The organism is Streptomyces sp. NPDC049687, assembly GCF_044465285.1.
GTDB lineage: Bacteria > Actinomycetota > Actinomycetes > Streptomycetales > Streptomycetaceae > Streptomyces.
Map to the genome: position 1 here is coordinate 365,422 of NZ_JBITLN010000005.1, position 14,876 is coordinate 380,297.

The 14,876-nt window shown below is 67.6% G+C and carries 19 protein-coding genes; 1 reads left to right on the top strand and 18 read right to left on the bottom strand.

Annotation, left to right across the window (positions count from 1 at the left end; translation table 11 throughout):
- Nucleotides 1–51: 51 nt before the first annotated feature.
- From rpsQ to ACIBVL_RS18750, 17 genes are all read right to left on the bottom strand, one after another.
- Nucleotides 52–339 carry a 30S ribosomal protein S17 gene (gene rpsQ, locus ACIBVL_RS18670; RefSeq protein ID WP_003992363.1) on the bottom strand — a complete coding sequence of 96 codons (288 nt, stop codon included), beginning with the start codon at nucleotides 337–339 and terminating at the stop codon, nucleotides 52–54.
- On the bottom strand, nucleotides 339–563 hold the full coding sequence (rpmC, locus tag ACIBVL_RS18675) for a 50S ribosomal protein L29 (RefSeq protein WP_003974259.1): 225 nt from the start codon (nucleotides 561–563) through the stop codon (nucleotides 339–341). Before rpmC ends, rpsQ begins: the two co-directional genes overlap by 1 nt.
- Nucleotides 563–982 (bottom strand): 50S ribosomal protein L16, encoded by a 420-nt coding sequence (gene rplP / locus ACIBVL_RS18680; RefSeq protein WP_030788270.1) that lies wholly within the window; start codon nucleotides 980–982, stop codon nucleotides 563–565. The genes rpmC and rplP overlap by 1 nt, the downstream gene beginning before the upstream one ends.
- A gap of 5 nt (nucleotides 983–987) precedes the next feature.
- Complete coding sequence (gene rpsC, locus ACIBVL_RS18685; RefSeq protein ID WP_390658130.1) at nucleotides 988–1,809, bottom strand: 30S ribosomal protein S3; 822 nt, start codon at nucleotides 1,807–1,809, stop codon at nucleotides 988–990.
- Nucleotides 1,809–2,156: a 50S ribosomal protein L22 gene (gene rplV, locus ACIBVL_RS18690; RefSeq protein WP_133927829.1), complete on the bottom strand. Its 348-nt coding sequence runs from the start codon at nucleotides 2,154–2,156 to the stop codon at nucleotides 1,809–1,811. The genes rpsC and rplV overlap by 1 nt, the downstream gene beginning before the upstream one ends.
- A 42-nt stretch (nucleotides 2,157–2,198) precedes the next feature.
- Complete coding sequence (gene rpsS / locus ACIBVL_RS18695) at nucleotides 2,199–2,480, bottom strand: 30S ribosomal protein S19 (RefSeq protein WP_399098267.1); 282 nt, start codon at nucleotides 2,478–2,480, stop codon at nucleotides 2,199–2,201.
- A 12-nt stretch (nucleotides 2,481–2,492) separates the two neighbouring features.
- A complete protein-coding gene (rplB, locus tag ACIBVL_RS18700) occupies nucleotides 2,493–3,329 on the bottom strand; it encodes a 50S ribosomal protein L2 (RefSeq protein WP_360332146.1) in 837 nt (278 codons plus the stop codon).
- Nucleotides 3,330–3,369: 40 nt separating this feature from the next.
- A complete protein-coding gene (rplW, locus tag ACIBVL_RS18705; RefSeq protein WP_399098268.1) occupies nucleotides 3,370–3,789 on the bottom strand; it encodes a 50S ribosomal protein L23 in 420 nt (139 codons plus the stop codon).
- Entirely contained in the window at nucleotides 3,789–4,445 is a 657-nt protein-coding gene (rplD, locus tag ACIBVL_RS18710; protein ID WP_058923765.1) for a 50S ribosomal protein L4, read from the bottom strand. The genes rplW and rplD overlap by 1 nt, the downstream gene beginning before the upstream one ends.
- Before the next feature lie 8 nt (nucleotides 4,446–4,453).
- The gene (gene rplC, locus ACIBVL_RS18715; protein ID WP_007384065.1) at nucleotides 4,454–5,098 is read right to left on the bottom strand and encodes a 50S ribosomal protein L3; all 645 of its coding nucleotides are present in this window, start codon (nucleotides 5,096–5,098) and stop codon (nucleotides 4,454–4,456) included.
- A 17-nt stretch (nucleotides 5,099–5,115) separates the two neighbouring features.
- On the bottom strand, nucleotides 5,116–5,424 hold the full coding sequence (rpsJ, locus tag ACIBVL_RS18720) for a 30S ribosomal protein S10 (protein WP_003948644.1): 309 nt from the start codon (nucleotides 5,422–5,424) through the stop codon (nucleotides 5,116–5,118).
- A gap of 499 nt (nucleotides 5,425–5,923) precedes the next feature.
- Entirely contained in the window at nucleotides 5,924–7,066 is a 1,143-nt protein-coding gene (locus tag ACIBVL_RS18725; protein WP_399098269.1) for an acyltransferase family protein, read from the bottom strand.
- A gap of 174 nt (nucleotides 7,067–7,240) precedes the next feature.
- Nucleotides 7,241–8,434: an elongation factor Tu gene (tuf, locus tag ACIBVL_RS18730; RefSeq protein ID WP_399098270.1), complete on the bottom strand. Its 1,194-nt coding sequence runs from the start codon at nucleotides 8,432–8,434 to the stop codon at nucleotides 7,241–7,243.
- A 156-nt stretch (nucleotides 8,435–8,590) separates the two neighbouring features.
- Nucleotides 8,591–10,717, bottom strand: coding sequence for an elongation factor G (fusA, locus tag ACIBVL_RS18735; protein WP_399098271.1), 2,127 nt, complete (start codon nucleotides 10,715–10,717; stop codon nucleotides 8,591–8,593).
- 39 nt (nucleotides 10,718–10,756) lie between these two features.
- Nucleotides 10,757–11,227 carry a 30S ribosomal protein S7 gene (rpsG, locus tag ACIBVL_RS18740; protein ID WP_030788318.1) on the bottom strand — a complete coding sequence of 157 codons (471 nt, stop codon included), beginning with the start codon at nucleotides 11,225–11,227 and terminating at the stop codon, nucleotides 10,757–10,759.
- Between the two features lie 2 nt (nucleotides 11,228–11,229).
- A complete protein-coding gene (rpsL, locus tag ACIBVL_RS18745) occupies nucleotides 11,230–11,601 on the bottom strand; it encodes a 30S ribosomal protein S12 (protein ID WP_003948652.1) in 372 nt (123 codons plus the stop codon).
- Nucleotides 11,602–11,854: 253 nt separating this feature from the next.
- On the bottom strand, nucleotides 11,855–12,868 hold the full coding sequence (locus tag ACIBVL_RS18750) for a glycosyltransferase family 2 protein (protein WP_399098272.1): 1,014 nt from the start codon (nucleotides 12,866–12,868) through the stop codon (nucleotides 11,855–11,857).
- Between the two features lie 120 nt (nucleotides 12,869–12,988).
- On the opposite strand from ACIBVL_RS18750, the gene ACIBVL_RS18755 reads away from it, so the two are divergent.
- The gene (locus ACIBVL_RS18755; RefSeq protein WP_399098273.1) at nucleotides 12,989–14,266 is read left to right on the top strand and encodes a hypothetical protein; all 1,278 of its coding nucleotides are present in this window, start codon (nucleotides 12,989–12,991) and stop codon (nucleotides 14,264–14,266) included.
- A gap of 23 nt (nucleotides 14,267–14,289) precedes the next feature.
- Here the strand turns inward: ACIBVL_RS18755 and ACIBVL_RS18760 are convergent, their stop codons facing one another.
- On the bottom strand, nucleotides 14,290–14,775 hold the full coding sequence (locus tag ACIBVL_RS18760; protein WP_399098274.1) for a DUF1707 and DUF4190 domain-containing protein: 486 nt from the start codon (nucleotides 14,773–14,775) through the stop codon (nucleotides 14,290–14,292).
- Nucleotides 14,776–14,876 lie beyond the last annotated feature (101 nt).

Sequence of the window (14,876 nt, forward strand, 5' to 3'; positions counted from 1 at the left end):
GAGGGATGCCCCGCGGGAACGTACTTTTTGGTATTCCCTTGCGGGAATTACCTACTTGGCCTTCTCGAGGATCTCGACGACGCGCCAGCGCTTCGTCGCGGACAGCGGCCGGGTCTCCATCAGGAGGACGCGGTCGCCGACACCCGCGGCGTTCTGCTCGTCGTGCGCCTTGAGCTTGTTGGTACGGCGGATGACCTTGCCGTACAGCGCGTGCTTGACGCGGTCCTCGACGGCGACGACGACGGTCTTGTCCATCTTGTCGCTGACGACGAGACCCTCACGGGTCTTGCGGAAGCCGCGGGCCTCTGCAGTCTGCTCAGTCACGTTGCTCTCACTCATCAGGCGCTCTCCACCGTCTCGATGCCCAGCTCGCGCTCACGCATCAGGGTGTAGATCCGCGCGATGTCCTTACGGACGGCCTTGAGCCGACCGTGGTTCTCGAGCTGTCCGGTCGCCGCCTGGAAGCGGAGGTTGAACAGCTCTTCCTTGGCCTCGCGGAGCTTCGCCAGAAGCTCCTCGTTGCCCAGCTCGCGCAGCTCGGACGCCTTGGTACCGGCCGACATCACGCTTCACCTGCCTCGCGCTTGACGATCCGGCACTTCATCGGCAGCTTGTGGGCGGCGCGAGTCAGGGCCTCACGGGCGATCTTCTCGTTCGGGTAGGACAGCTCGAACATGACCCGGCCCGGGTGCACGTTCGCGATCCACCACTCCGGCGAACCCTTACCGGAACCCATGCGGGTCTCGGCGGGCTTCTTGGTGAGGGGGCGGTCCGGGTAGATGTTGATCCAGACCTTGCCGCCACGCTTGATGTGGCGGGTCATCGCGATACGGGCCGCCTCGATCTGGCGGTTGGTCACGTACGCCGGCGTGAGGGCCTGGATGCCGTACTCGCCGAACGCGACCGTCGTACCGCCCTTGGCCTCACCGCGACGCTTCGGGTGGTGCTGCTTGCGGTGCTTGACCCTACGGGGGATCAGCATGTCGGTCAGGCCTCCGTTCCGGTGCTCTCAGCCGGAGCGGCGGGAGCCTCGGCCTTGGGGGCCTCGGCAGCAGCCTGCTGCGGCTTACGACCGCGACCGCCACGCTCGCCACCGCGGCCACCACGGGCCGGGCGGTCGGCGCCACCACGGGCCGGGCGGTTGCCGGCGCGGGCAGCGGCGTTCTCGGCGCGGACCTCGGCGATGTTCTTGACGTCGCCCTTGTAGATCCAGACCTTCACACCGATGCGGCCGAAGGTCGTCTTGGCCTCGAAGAAGCCGTAGTCCACGTTCGCGCGGAGCGTGTGCAGGGGCACGCGGCCCTCGCGGTAGAACTCCGAGCGGGACATCTCGGCGCCACCGAGGCGGCCACCGCACTGGATCTTGATGCCCTTGGCGCCGGCCTTCATGGCGGACTGCATGCTCTTGCGCATGGCCCGACGGAAGGAGACGCGGGAGGAGAGCTGCTCGGCGACGGCCTGGGCCACCAGCTGAGCGTCCGTCTCCGGGTTCTTGACCTCGAGGATGTTGAGCTGGACCTGCTTCTTGGTCAGCTTCTCCAGGTCGCCGCGGATACGGTCGGCCTCGGCGCCGCGGCGGCCGATGACGATGCCCGGACGCGCGGTGTGGATGTCCACACGGACACGGTCACGGGTGCGCTCGATCTCCACCTTCGAGATGCCGGCGCGCTCCATGCCGGACGTCATCATCCGACGGATGGCGACGTCTTCCTTGACGTAGTCCTTGTACGACTTGTCGGCGTACCAACGGGACTTGAAGTCCGTGGTGATGCCGAGCCGGAACCCATGCGGGTTAACCTTCTGGCCCATTACCGGGTTCCTTCCTTGCTGCTGACGACCACGGTGATGTGGCTGGTCCGCTTGCGGATCCGGTAGGCACGGCCCTGGGCACGCGGACGGAACCGCTTCAGGGTCGGGCCCTCATCGACGTACGCCTCGGAGATGAAGAGGCTGTCGACATCGGTGTGGTCGTAGTTGTGCGCGGCGTTGGCGATGGCGCTGTCCAGCACCTTGCCGACCGGCACGCTCGCGGCCTGCGGGGCGAAACGCAGGACCGCCTGAGCCTCCGCGGCGTCGAGGCCGCGGATAAGGTCCACCACGCGGCGGGCCTTCATGGGCGTGACGCGGATGTACCGCGCCTGGGCCCTGGCTTCCATGGTTGTCCTTCCAGTGTCTGTCATGGTCATTCCACCCCGCTACTAGCGGCGCTTCGACTTCCGGTCTTCCTTGACGTGGCCCCGGAAGGTGCGCGTCGGCGAGAACTCGCCGAGCTTGTGGCCGACCATCGACTCGGTGACAAACACCGGAATGTGGGTCTTGCCGTTGTGCACCGCGATCGTGTGGCCCAGCATGCTGGGGATGATCATCGAGCGACGGGACCAGGTCTTGATGACGTTCTTGGTGCCGGCTTCGTTCTGGGCGTCCACCTTCTTTACGAGGTGGTCGTCGACGAAGGGCCCCTTCTTGAGACTGCGCGGCATCTAAACCCGCTCCTAGCGCTTCTTGTTCGTCTTGCGGCGGCGGACGATGTACTTGTTCGAAGCCTTCTTCGGCGAACGAGTACGACCTTCCTTCTGACCCCACGGCGAGACCGGGTGGCGACCACCGGAGGTCTTGCCCTCACCACCACCGTGCGGGTGGTCGACCGGGTTCATCGCCACACCACGGACGGTCGGGCGAACGCCCAGCCACCGCTTACGGCCGGCCTTGCCCCAGTTGATGTTGCTCTGCTCGGCGTTGCCGACCTCGCCGACCGTGGCGCGGCAGCGCTGGTCGACCAGGCGGATCTCACCGGACGGCATACGGAGGTGGGCCATCGAGCCCTCCTTCGCGAGCAGCTGCACGGAGGCGCCGGCGGAGCGGGCGAACTTGGCACCGCCACCGGGACGGAGCTCGATCGCGTGGATCGTGGTACCGACCGGGATGTTGCGGAGGGCCAGGTTGTTGCCCGGCTTGATGTCGGCCCCGGGACCGTTCTCGACGCGGTCGCCCTGCGAGAGGCCGCGCGGCGCGATGATGTAGCGCTTCTCGCCGTCGGCGTAGTGCAGCAGCGCGATGCGCGCGGTGCGGTTGGGGTCGTACTCGATGTGCGCGACCTTCGCCGGCACGCCGTCCTTGTCGTGACGACGGAAGTCGATCACGCGGTAGGCGCGCTTGTGGCCGCCACCCTGGTGACGGACGGTCACACGACCGGAATTGTTACGGCCGCCCTTGCTGTGCAGGGGGCGGACCAGCGACTTCTCCGGCGTGGACCGCGTGACCTCGACGAAGTCGGCGACGCTGGAGCCACGGCGGCCCGGCGTAGTCGGCTTGTACTTGCGGATTCCCATTTCTCAGTCCTCGTCCGATATCGGACGATCCGGACCGCCCTCAGGCGGTCGGACCGCCGAAGATGTCGATACGGTCGCCCTCGGCGAGGGTCACGATCGCGCGCTTGGTCGACGCACGCTGGCCGAAGCCGGTGCGGGTCCGCTTGCGCTTGCCCTGGCGGTTGATCGTGTTGACCCCGGTGACCTTGACCGAGAAGACCGCCTGGACGGCCTGCTTGATCTGGGTCTTGTTGGCGTTCGGGTCGACGATGAACGTGTACTTGTTCTCGTCGAGGAGCGCGTAGCTCTTCTCCGACACGACCGGCTTCAGCAGCACGTCACGGGGGTCCGTGTACGCCTTGCTGGGCGCGGTGACGACGGTGTTCTTGCCCTCGGTGGCGTGGCGCTTCGCCTTGGCGACGCGCGCGGCCTTGGCGGCCTTGGCCGCCTTCGGGGCAATGCTCGGGTGACGCGTAGCCATCAGGCCTCGCTCCCTTCGGTGTCGTTGGCCTTCGGGCCGGCGACGAAGGACTCGAGAGCGGCCTGGGTGAAGACCACGTCGTCCGAGACGATCACGTCGTACGTGTTCAGCTGGCCCGGCTCCAGGATGTGGACCTGGGGCAGGTTGCGGGCGGACAGCCACGCGGCCTCGTCGGCGCGGTCGACGACCAGGAGCAGGTTCTTGCGCTCCGAGATCTTGCCGAACAGCGTGCGAGCGGCCTTGGTGGAGGGGGTCTCGCCCTCGATCACGCCGGTGACGACGTGGATGCGGTTGTGGCGGGCCCGGTCGGTGAGGGCGTGACGCAGGGCGGCAGCCTTCATCTTCTTCGGGGTCCGCTGCGAGTAGTCACGCGGCTGCGGGCCGTGGACGACGCCACCGCCGGCGAACTGCGGCGCGCGGGTCGAGCCCTGACGGGCGCGGCCGGTGCCCTTCTGGCGGTAAGGCTTCTTGCCACCACCACGGACCTCGCCACGGGTCTTCGTCTTGTGCGTGCCCTGGCGGGCAGCCGCGTTCTGCGCGACGACGACCTGGTGGATCAGCGGGATGCTGACCTTCTCCACGCCGAAGATCTCCGCGGGGAGCTCGACGCTACCGGTCTTCTCGCCGGCAGGCGAAAGGATGTCAACAGTGCTCATCGGTTACCTCAGGCCCCCTTGGCCGCGGTGCGGACCAGGACGAGGCCGCCGTTCGGACCGGGAACCGCGCCCTTGATGAGCAGCAGACCCTTCTCCGCGTCAACGGCGTGGACGGTCAGGTTCTGGGTGGTGACACGCTCGTTGCCCATGCGACCCGCCATGCGGAGGCCCTTGAACACGCGGCCCGGGGTGGCGCAGCCACCGATGGAACCGGGCGAGCGGTGCTTGCGCTGGGTGCCGTGACCGGCGCCGAGGCCCTTGAAGTTGTGACGCTTCATGACACCGGCGAAGCCCTTGCCCTTGCTCTTGCCGGTCACGTCGACCTTGATGCCGGCCTCGAACACCTCGGCGGTGATCTCCTGGCCGAGGGTGTACTCGCTGGCGTCAGCGGTACGGATCTCGACGAGGTGGCGGCGGGGAGTGACGTCGGCCTTGGCGAAGTGGCCCTTGAGGGGCTTGTTCACCTTGCGCGGGTCGATCTCGCCGAACGCGATCTGGACGGACTCGTAGCCGTCGGCGTCGTTCGTGCGGACCTGGGTCACGACGTTGGGGCCGGCCTTGACGACGGTGACCGGAACAACACGGTTGTTCTCGTCCCACACCTGCGTCATGCCGAGCTTCTCGCCCAGGATGCCCTTGATCTGCTTAGCCATTCTCAGATCACCGACCCTCAGAGCTTGATCTCGATGTCGACACCGGCCGGGAGGTCGAGTCGCATCAGAGAGTCAACGGTCTTGGGCGTCGGGTCGAGGATGTCGATCAGGCGCTTGTGCGTGCGCATCTCGAAGTGCTCGCGCGAGTCCTTGTACTTGTGCGGCGACTTGATGACGCAGTACACGTTCTTCTCAGTGGGCAGCGGCACCGGGCCCGCGACCGACGCACCAGTGCGAGTCACCGTCTCGACGATCTTCTTCGCCGAGGAGTCGATGACCTCGTGGTCGTAGGCCTTGAGCCGGATGCGGATCTTCTGTCCCGCCATGGCTACTCAGTAGTCCTGTCTCTCGTAACGCTCTGGTACCCGGTCTCCGACCCACGCGGTCGGGCGTGTCGCTATCCCGCTGACACAGATGTCCCTTGTTCGAACATCCCTGCTGGGAATGCACACGGCCCTTCCGGAACCGCAGGCCGGAAGCGAAAAGCTCACCGGGCGCCTGGCCGGTGCCGCACCGCACTTCCCGAAAGATTCCCGTACGTCCGCCCCAGCGCTGCCGTGTGGCAGTTAAGGCGACGAGTACTGTGGGACTCGCTTCCGGTCCTCCCGGCGGGAGGCGCGCAGCATCAACACTCGACCGAGCAACCCCGCTAGTCTGCCATACGGGGCAGGGGCTCCGCCAATCGAGCCGGAGACAATACCCGCAGGGTGACATAGGTCAAACCCGGGAGAGTGATCACCCCCGCGATCCGCGTCCTGACACTCCCCTCACTTTCCACGTAGTGCCACTCTCGTCACATGGAGCGCATGGGGAAGCGCTCGGGGGTTATGGCCGGGTCTGCCGCGCCCGGGCGAAAGCCCCGTCCAGCCCGCGCTTCACCGCCCCCGCCAGCGGCCGTTCCACCAGCCGGTGCACCGCCCAGCTCAGCAGCAGGAACCCCGTCAGCACCAGCGCCACCAACAGCCGCGGGTCCATCTCGTCGCGCAGGCGGTTGATGACCGCCGTACCGGCCGCGTAGTGCATCAGGTAGAGGGGGTACGTCAGGCTTCCCGCCGTCACCAGCCAGCGCCAGCGGATCCGGTCCGTACGGCCGAGCGCCACGGCGACCATCACCAGCAGGAACACGGTGAAGATCAGCACCGCACCCCGCCAGCTCCCCACGTGCTCGACCTCGTCGATCCGGGTGCCCAGTTCCTTCTGGCCCATCAGCCAGGCCGTCCCGAGGATGCCCCACAACAGCACGTCCTGGCCGAAGCGGTGCATCAGGTACAGGGCGAGGCCCGCGATGAAGTACCAGGCCGCCTCGGGGTCGGCGATCAGCTCCAGCAGGGGCAGTCCGGCCACCGGCGCCAGCATCGCCGCCGCGCCCCACACACAGCAGAACAGCACCACCCTGCGGTACGTCAGGCCCCTCCAGACGACCACCAGGAAGAGGAGGTAGAAGCGGAGTTCGGACCACAGGGTCCAGTAGACGCCGTCGACGTTCCGGACGCCCGAACCCGACTGCAGCATCGTCAGGTTGAGGAGCACGTCCCTCGGCGGCAGCCTCTCCCAGACCCCCGGCACCGCCACCAGTACGGCCGTCGTGAACAGCACCGCGAACCAGTAGGCCGGGTACAGGCGGATGACCCGCGAGACGAAGAACTGGCGTGGTGTACGGCCCCAGCACGACATGCAGATCACGAAGCCGCTGATGACGAAGAAGATCTCCACGCCGATCCAGCCGTAGTTCGCCGCGTGGAACACCGTCGGCATGATCTCGGACACCGGCCGGTCCCAGATCAGGTTGCCGGGCTGGTTCACGCGGCGGGTGCCGGCGTAGTGGTGGACCGCCACCATCACAGCGGCCAGCAGGCGGATGCCGTCGAGCGCGTAGAGGCGCGGGCGCCGTTCGCGGCCGGGCGGTGCGGGAACCGCGATCGGCGCGGGGAGCGGCTGCGCGGTGCGTATGAGAGGGAGGCCAGACATCGGGGCCAGGCTAGGCCCGGCACAGGGGCCTCACTGATAACGCGGGGGAACGTTCGTCCACGGTTCACCCACCGCACACCTGTACGGCCCGTCACGCGAAAGGGCCCGTACGACCGGAGTCGTACGGGCCCCTTCAGGAGCTCAGCTCAGGCTGGGCTGCCGATCAGGCGCAAGTCACTTCGTGATCTTGGTGACCTGGCCGGCGCCGACCGTCCGGCCACCCTCACGGATGGCGAACTTCAGGCCCTCTTCCATGGCGATGGGCTGGATGAGCTCCACCTTCATCTCGGTGTTGTCACCCGGCATCACCATCTCGGTGCCCTCGGGGAGGGTCACCACGCCGGTCACGTCCGTCGTGCGGAAGTAGAACTGCGGACGGTAGTTGTTGAAGAACGGCGTGTGGCGGCCACCCTCGTCCTTGGACAGGATGTAGGCCTGGGCCTCGAAGTCGGTGTGCGGCGTGACCGAACCCGGCTTGATGATGACCTGGCCGCGCTCGACGTCCTCGCGCTTGATGCCACGGAGCAGCAGACCGACGTTCTCACCGGCCTGGCCCTCGTCGAGCAGCTTGCGGAACATCTCGATACCGGTGACCGTGGTGGAGGTCTTCTCGGTCTTGATGCCGATGATGTCGACGGTCTCGTTGACCTTGAGGACACCACGCTCGATACGGCCGGTGACGACCGTACCGCGACCGGTGATGGTGAAGACGTCCTCGATCGGCATCAGGAACGGCTTGTCGACGTCACGCTCGGGCTCCGGGATGGAGGTGTCGACGGCGTTCATGAGGTCCAGGACGGACTGGGTCCACTGGGCGTCGCCCTCGAGCGCCTTCAGCGCCGAGACACGGACGACCGGCAGGTCGTCGCCCGGGAACTCGTACTCGGAGAGAAGCTCACGGACCTCGAGCTCGACGAGCTCCATGATCTCCTCGTCGTCCACCATGTCGGCCTTGTTCAGGGCGACCACGATGTACGGAACGCCGACCTGGCGGGCCAGGAGCACGTGCTCCTTGGTCTGCGGCATCGGGCCGTCGGTGGCGGCGACCACGAGGATGGCGCCGTCCATCTGCGCCGCACCCGTGATCATGTTCTTGATGTAGTCCGCGTGACCCGGGCAGTCGACGTGGGCGTAGTGACGCGCCTCGGTCTGGTACTCGACGTGCGCGATGGAGATGGTGATACCGCGCTGACGCTCCTCGGGCGCCTTGTCGATGTTGTCGAACGGGGTGGCCTCGTTCAGGTCCGGGTACGCGTCGTGCAGCACCTTGGTAATGGCGGCCGTGAGGGTCGTCTTACCGTGGTCGATGTGACCGATGGTGCCGATGTTGACGTGCGGCTTAGTCCGCTCGAACTTCGCCTTCGCCACTGGGGTCCTCCTGTGGAGTGGTTCTGTACGCCTTACTTCATCGGCGCCAGGTGATCTTTGCTGTTGGGTCCCGGGCCCCGGGTCGTTCCGCCGCGAATGCGGAGGAACGACCCGTGAGGCTCCGGGGTCAAGCCTACGGCGTAGGAACGCGGTGCGTTACTCGCCCTTGGCCTTCGCGATGATCTCCTCGGCGACGTTCCGCGGAACCTCGGCGTAGGAGTCGAACTGCATGGAGTAGCTGGCGCGGCCGGACGTCTTGCTCCGCAGGTCGCCGACGTAGCCGAACATCTCCGAGAGGGGCACGAGACCCTTCACGACGCGGGCACCGGCCCGCTCCTCCATGGCCTGGATCTGGCCACGGCGGGAGTTGATGTCGCCGATGACGTCACCCATGTAGTCCTCGGGCGTGGTGACCTCGACGGCCATCATCGGCTCGAGCAGCACGGGGCTGGCCTTGCGCGCGGCCTCCTTGAAGGCCTGCGAACCGGCGATCTTGAAGGCGAGCTCGGAGGAGTCGACCTCGTGGTAGGCACCGTCGAGCAGCGTCACGCGGACACCGGTCATCTCGTAACCGGCGAGGATGCCGAACTGCATGGCCTCCTGCGCACCGGCGTCGACCGAGGGGATGTACTCCTTCGGCACACGGCCACCGGTGACCTTGTTGACGAACTCGTACGACGTGTCGCCGCCCTCGATGGGCTCGATCGCGATGATGACGCGAGCGAACTGGCCGGTACCACCCGTCTGCTTCTTGTGGGTGTACTCGACCTTCTCGACGGCCTTGCGGATCGTCTCGCGGTAGGCGACCTGCGGCTTGCCGACGTTGGCCTCGACCTTGAACTCACGGCGCATACGGTCGACCAGCACCTCGAGGTGCAGTTCGCCCATGCCGCCGATGATGGTCTGGCCGGTCTCCTCGTCCGAGTGGACCTGGAAGGACGGGTCCTCCTCGGCCAGGCGCTGGATCGCGATGCCGAGCTTCTCCTGGTCGCCCTTCGACTTGGGCTCGATGGCGACCTGGATGACCGGGGCCGGGAAGTCCATGGACTCCAGGATCACCGGGTTCTTCTCGTCGGCCAGCGTCTCACCGGTGGTGGTCTGCTTCAGGCCCATGACGGCGACGATGTCGCCGGCGCCCACCGACTCGATCTCCTCACGCTTGTTGGCGTGCATACGGTAGATCTTGCCGATGCGCTCCTTGCGGCCCTTGACCGAGTTGAGCACGGCGGAGCCGGACTCGAGGCGGCCGGAGTAGACGCGCACGAAGGTGAGCTTGCCGAGGTGCGGGTCGCTCATGATCTTGAACGCCAGCGCCGACAGCGGCTCGTCGTCGGACGGCTTGCGCTTGATGACCGTCTCCGGGTCCTTGACGTCGTGGCCCTCGATGGCCTCGATGTCGACCGGGGACGGCAGGTAGCGCACGACCGCGTCGAGCAGGGGCTGAACACCCTTGTTCTTGAACGCGGTACCGCAGAACACGGGGGTGACGGTGGTGCCGCCGCCCTTGCCGGACGCGATGGTGATACGACGGATCGCGGCGTACAGCTGCTCCTCGGTGGGCTCCTCGCCCTCCAGGTACAGCTCCATGATCTCTTCGTCGTTCTCGGCGACGGCCTCGACCAGCTTGCCGCGCCATTCCTCGGCGGCCTCGGTGTGCGTGGCCGGGATGTCGACGACGTCGTACATCTCGCCCTTGGTCGCCTCGGCGGACCAGACCAGGGCCTTCATGCGGACCAGGTCCACGACACCCTGGAAGTCGGCCTCGGCACCGATCGGGAGCTGCATGACGATCGGCTGCGCGCCCAGGCGGTCGACGATCATGTCGACGCAGCGGTGGAACTCGGCACCGGTGCGGTCGAGCTTGTTGACGAAGCAGATGCGCGGAACGCCGTAGCGGTCCGCCTGACGCCACACGGTCTCGGACTGGGGCTCGACGCCGGCGACGCCGTCGAACACCGTCACGGCACCGTCGAGCACGCGCAGCGAACGCTCCACCTCGACGGTGAAGTCGACGTGGCCCGGCGTGTCGATGATGTTGATGGTGTGGTCGACGTCTTCCAGCGGCCAGTGACAGGTGGTGGCAGCAGAGGTGATCGTGATGCCACGCTCCTGCTCCTGCTCCATCCAGTCCATCGTGGCAGCGCCGTCGTGGACCTCACCGATCTTGTACGAAACGCCGGTGTAGAACAGGATCCGCTCGGTGGTGGTCGTCTTGCCCGCGTCGATGTGGGCCATGATGCCGATGTTGCGCACCTTGGCCAGGTCAAGCGAAGTGGTAGCCATAAGGCTTCAGTCTTCTCTCGGTCTCGATGTGGACTGCGACTACCAGCGGTAGTGCGCGAAGGCCTTGTTGGACTCGGCCATCTTGTGCGTGTCCTCGCGCTTCTTGACGGCCGCACCGAGGCCGTTCGAAGCGTCGAGAAGCTCGTTGAGCAGGCGCTCGGTCATGGTCTTCTCGCGGCGGGCGCGGGAGTAACCGACGAGCCAGCGCAGCGCGAGCGTGCTGGCGCGGCCGGGCTTGACCTCGACCGGGACCTGGTAGGTCGCGCCACCGACACGGCGGGACTTGACCTCGATGGTCGGCTTGATGTTCTCGAGAGCGCGCTTGAGCGTGATGACCGGGTCGTTGCCGGTCTTCTCGCGCAGACCCTCCATGGCGCCGTACACGATGCGCTCGGCGGTCGAGCGCTTGCCGTTCAGCAGCACCTTGTTGATCAGGGAGGTCACCAGAGGAGAACCGTAGACCGGGTCGATGATGACCGGGCGCTTCGGGGCGGGGCCCTTACGAGGCATTCTTACTTCTCCTTCTTGGCGCCGTAACGGCTGCGGGCCTGCTTGCGGTTCTTGACACCCTGGGTGTCGAGGGAGCCGCGGATGATCTTGTAGCGAACACCCGGCAGGTCCTTCACACGGCCGCCGCGCACGAGCACGATGGAGTGCTCCTGCAGGTTGTGTCCCTCACCCGGAATGTAAGCGGTGACCTCGATCCCGCTGGTCAGACGCACACGCGCGACCTTACGCAGGGCCGAGTTCGGCTTCTTCGGGGTGGTCGTGAACACACGCGTGCAGACGCCGCGACGCTGAGGGGAACCCTCGAGTGCGGGCGTCTTGTTCTTCTCGACCTTGTCCTGCCGGCCCTTGCGGACCAGCTGCTGGATCGTAGGCACTACTTCTCCGGTTTCTGTGTGCCGATAGGTACAGCTAACCTGGAACATCGCCGACCCACGCGGTCGGGTGTGTCGAATCCCGCGGACTTCCGCCGCGAGGCAGAAAGAAGGCACGGATCACGGTGGCCGCTCTTTGCCCCGGTGCGGTCGAAGGCACGCACGAGGGCCAGGGCACACCCCAGGCACAAGGTCTGAGCGTACCCAGCGCAATCTCTCCGGTCAAAACAGAGGCAGTGCGCCCGACACACCGCGGTTACGTTCGCGTACCGGACCGCTGCTGTGGTAGGGCGGTTTCCGCACCCTTCGTCTGCTCGGCCCCGGTGTCGTGACCCACGAAGTACGTCGGTCGGTTCTGTACGGCCGTGTAGATGCGGCCGACGTACTCGCCGAGCAGTCCCACGCAGATCAGCTGGACCGCGCCGATGAACAGGACCCCGGTGAACAGGGAGGTCCAGCCGGGGACCGTGTGGTCGAAGAAGTGGGCGCTCAGGGTGTACGCCATCAGCCCCAGGCAGACCAGGAAGGCGAAGCCGCCGAGCCAGGTGGCGATGCGCAGGGGCGCCGCGGAGAAGCCGGTGACGCTGTCGACGGCGAGGCGGATCATGCGGCCCAGCGGGTACTTGCTCTGCCCGGCCGGGCGCGGGGCGCGCTCGTATGTCACCTGCCCGCTGGGGAAACCGAGCCAGGGCACCAGGAGCCGGTAGACGCGCTGCTGGTCGGGCAGCGCCTTGAGGGCGTCCACGGCGGCCCGGCTCAGCAGCCGGAAGTCACCGGCCTGGGCCGGGACGGAGGGCCCGGCGAGCCGCCGCACCAGCCGGTAGTACAGCCCCGCCGTCCACCGCTTGAAGCCGGTGTCGCTGGCGCGGTCGGCGCGGATGCCGTAGACGATGTCGAGGTGTTCGGCGCGGGCCAGCTCCAGCATCTCGGGGATCTTCTCGGGCGGGTCCTGGAGGTCGGCGTCGATGCTGACGACGTAGGCCCCGAGGGCGCGGTCCAGGCCGGCCGTGAGGGCGGCCTGGTGGCCGGAGTTGCGGCGCAGGGCGATGATCCGCAGTTCGGGCCAGCCCAGACGGAAGGCGGCGAGCAGCTCGGCGGTGCGGTCGGTGGACCCGTCGTCGACGGCGACGACCTCGTACGCCGAGCCGAGGCCGGCGAGGACCGGACGCAACCTGCTGACCAGAGCGGGAAGGACCTCTTCCTCGTTGTACATGGGTATGACGACCGACAGCACGGCCGCCGCGGACGCGGCGTTCGATGCCTCCCCCACGCACCCCCTCCTAACCTTCGGCGCACATGTGCGACGCTGGTGCGATCTTATGACCGCGCTTCACGACCATCCGGACAGCGGTCGCCGCCCCGGATGGCCGCTCAAGGGGGGACCCCAGTCATGAGCACGGCCCGCAGCGACGCGGCGACGGACTCCGCCATACCCGAGGACGGGGAGGAGCGGCCGCCGAAGGGCAGCCGGCTCGCCCTTCCGGACGGTCTACGACCGTACCTCCCCCCACTGCTCCTGTACGGCGTGACGAAGCTGGTCGGTCTGACCGTCTTCGCCTGGCTGCTCGAATGGGCCGACGACTACCACAAGAAGAACCCGCGCTTCGGCGGCGGCGCCCACTGGTGGGACGTCCTCGGCACCTGGGACGGCTGGTGGTACCTCCAGGTCGCCGAGAAGGGGTACGACCCCCGGCCGCTGCAGCCGCTCGCGCCGGGCGGGCTCTTCACCGTCGAGCAGAACTCGGTGGCGTTCTTCCCCCTCTTCCCGGGGCTGATCCGGGGCGTCTCGGAGATCACCGGCCTTGGCCTGTACGGCTCCGCGATCCTGGTGTCGGTCCTGGCCTCCTTCGTGGCGGCCGCGGGCATCTACGCCGTGATCTCGGCGCTCGCCGGGGTGCGGGCGGGCACGATCGCGGCCGGGTTGTGGGCCGTGGTGCCGGGCGCGGGCGTGGAGTGGGCGGTCTACTCGGAGTCGGTGTTCGTCGCCATCGCCTCCTGGTGCTGCTACTGCGTGATGCGGCGCCGGTGGGTGGCGGCGGGGCTGCTGGCCTTCCTGGCCGGGCTGAACCGGCCGACGGCCGCCGCGCTCATCGGGGCGGTGGGGCTCGCCGCGATCGTGACGCTGGCCCGGCGGGAGAGCCGGCATGAGCACGGCGTCGCCGGTCCGGTGTACGCCATGGTCGCCGCGCCGCTCGGGCTGCTCACGTACGTCGCCTGGGTGGGCCTGAGCATGGGCGACCTCACCGCCTACTTCACGCTCCAGCGCGAGGGCTGGGCGCACTACTTCGACTTCGGCGCGTACACGCTCGACGTCCTCGGCAACACGGCGGTCGGGCACAACCAGTACCTGTTCGCGTTCTCCGTGCCCGACCTGCTCGGTGTGCAGATCGTGCTGGCGCTGCCCTTCCTGGTCGCGCTGATGCTGCGCAGGAAGCCCCCGCTGGTGCTGGTGGCGTACGCGCTGGCGTCGATCGTGACCGTGCTGGGGACGCAGCAGATGTTCGCCAACACGGGGCGGTATCTGCTGCCCGTGTTCCCGCTGCTGCTGGCCCCGGCGGCGGCGATGAGTCGGCTGAAGTGGCCGAGCCTGGTGGTGTTCTTCTCGACGGCGGCCGTGGCCTCCGGGTGGTACGCGCACTACGTGATCTTCGAGTTGGGGATTCCGTAGGCGGGAGCACGGGCGGGCGGCGGTCAGGTGGAGGAGGCCCCCGCCATGATGAGGACGAACAGGAAGAACGCCCAGCCCGCCACGGAGAGCCAGCCCAGGATGAGGCCCGCCATGGCGAATCCGTCGCCGCCCTCGCCGGTGCGGCGGATCTCGGCGCGGGCCTTGTGGCCGAGGATCACGGCGGGGATGCCGGTGATGCCCGCGGTCATCGTGGTGAGCACGCCGCAGACCATGGAGCCGACCGCCTTGCCGTTCGTGGGCGGCGGCGGGGCGGGCAGGAACGTACGCGGCACGGGCGGGCCGAAGACCGGGGGCGCGGCGAGGACCGGCTGGACGGCCATGGGTCCCTGCGGCAGGTCGGAGATGACCAGCTGCAGTTCACCGACCGTACGCGCCTGGTAGGCCCGCTCGACGCGCTTGGTGAACTCGTCCTGTTGCAGGCGTCCTTCGCTGAACCCCGCTCTGAGTACGTCCACGGCGCGCTCGCGGTCGGCGTGCGACGCGAGCATCGAGGCACCGCTCTGTCCCTGCGGTTGCCATGGTGACGGATACGACACGGGCACCTCCCCCCGGACGGCTGTATGCCTCCATCATCTCTCAACGCGCCATG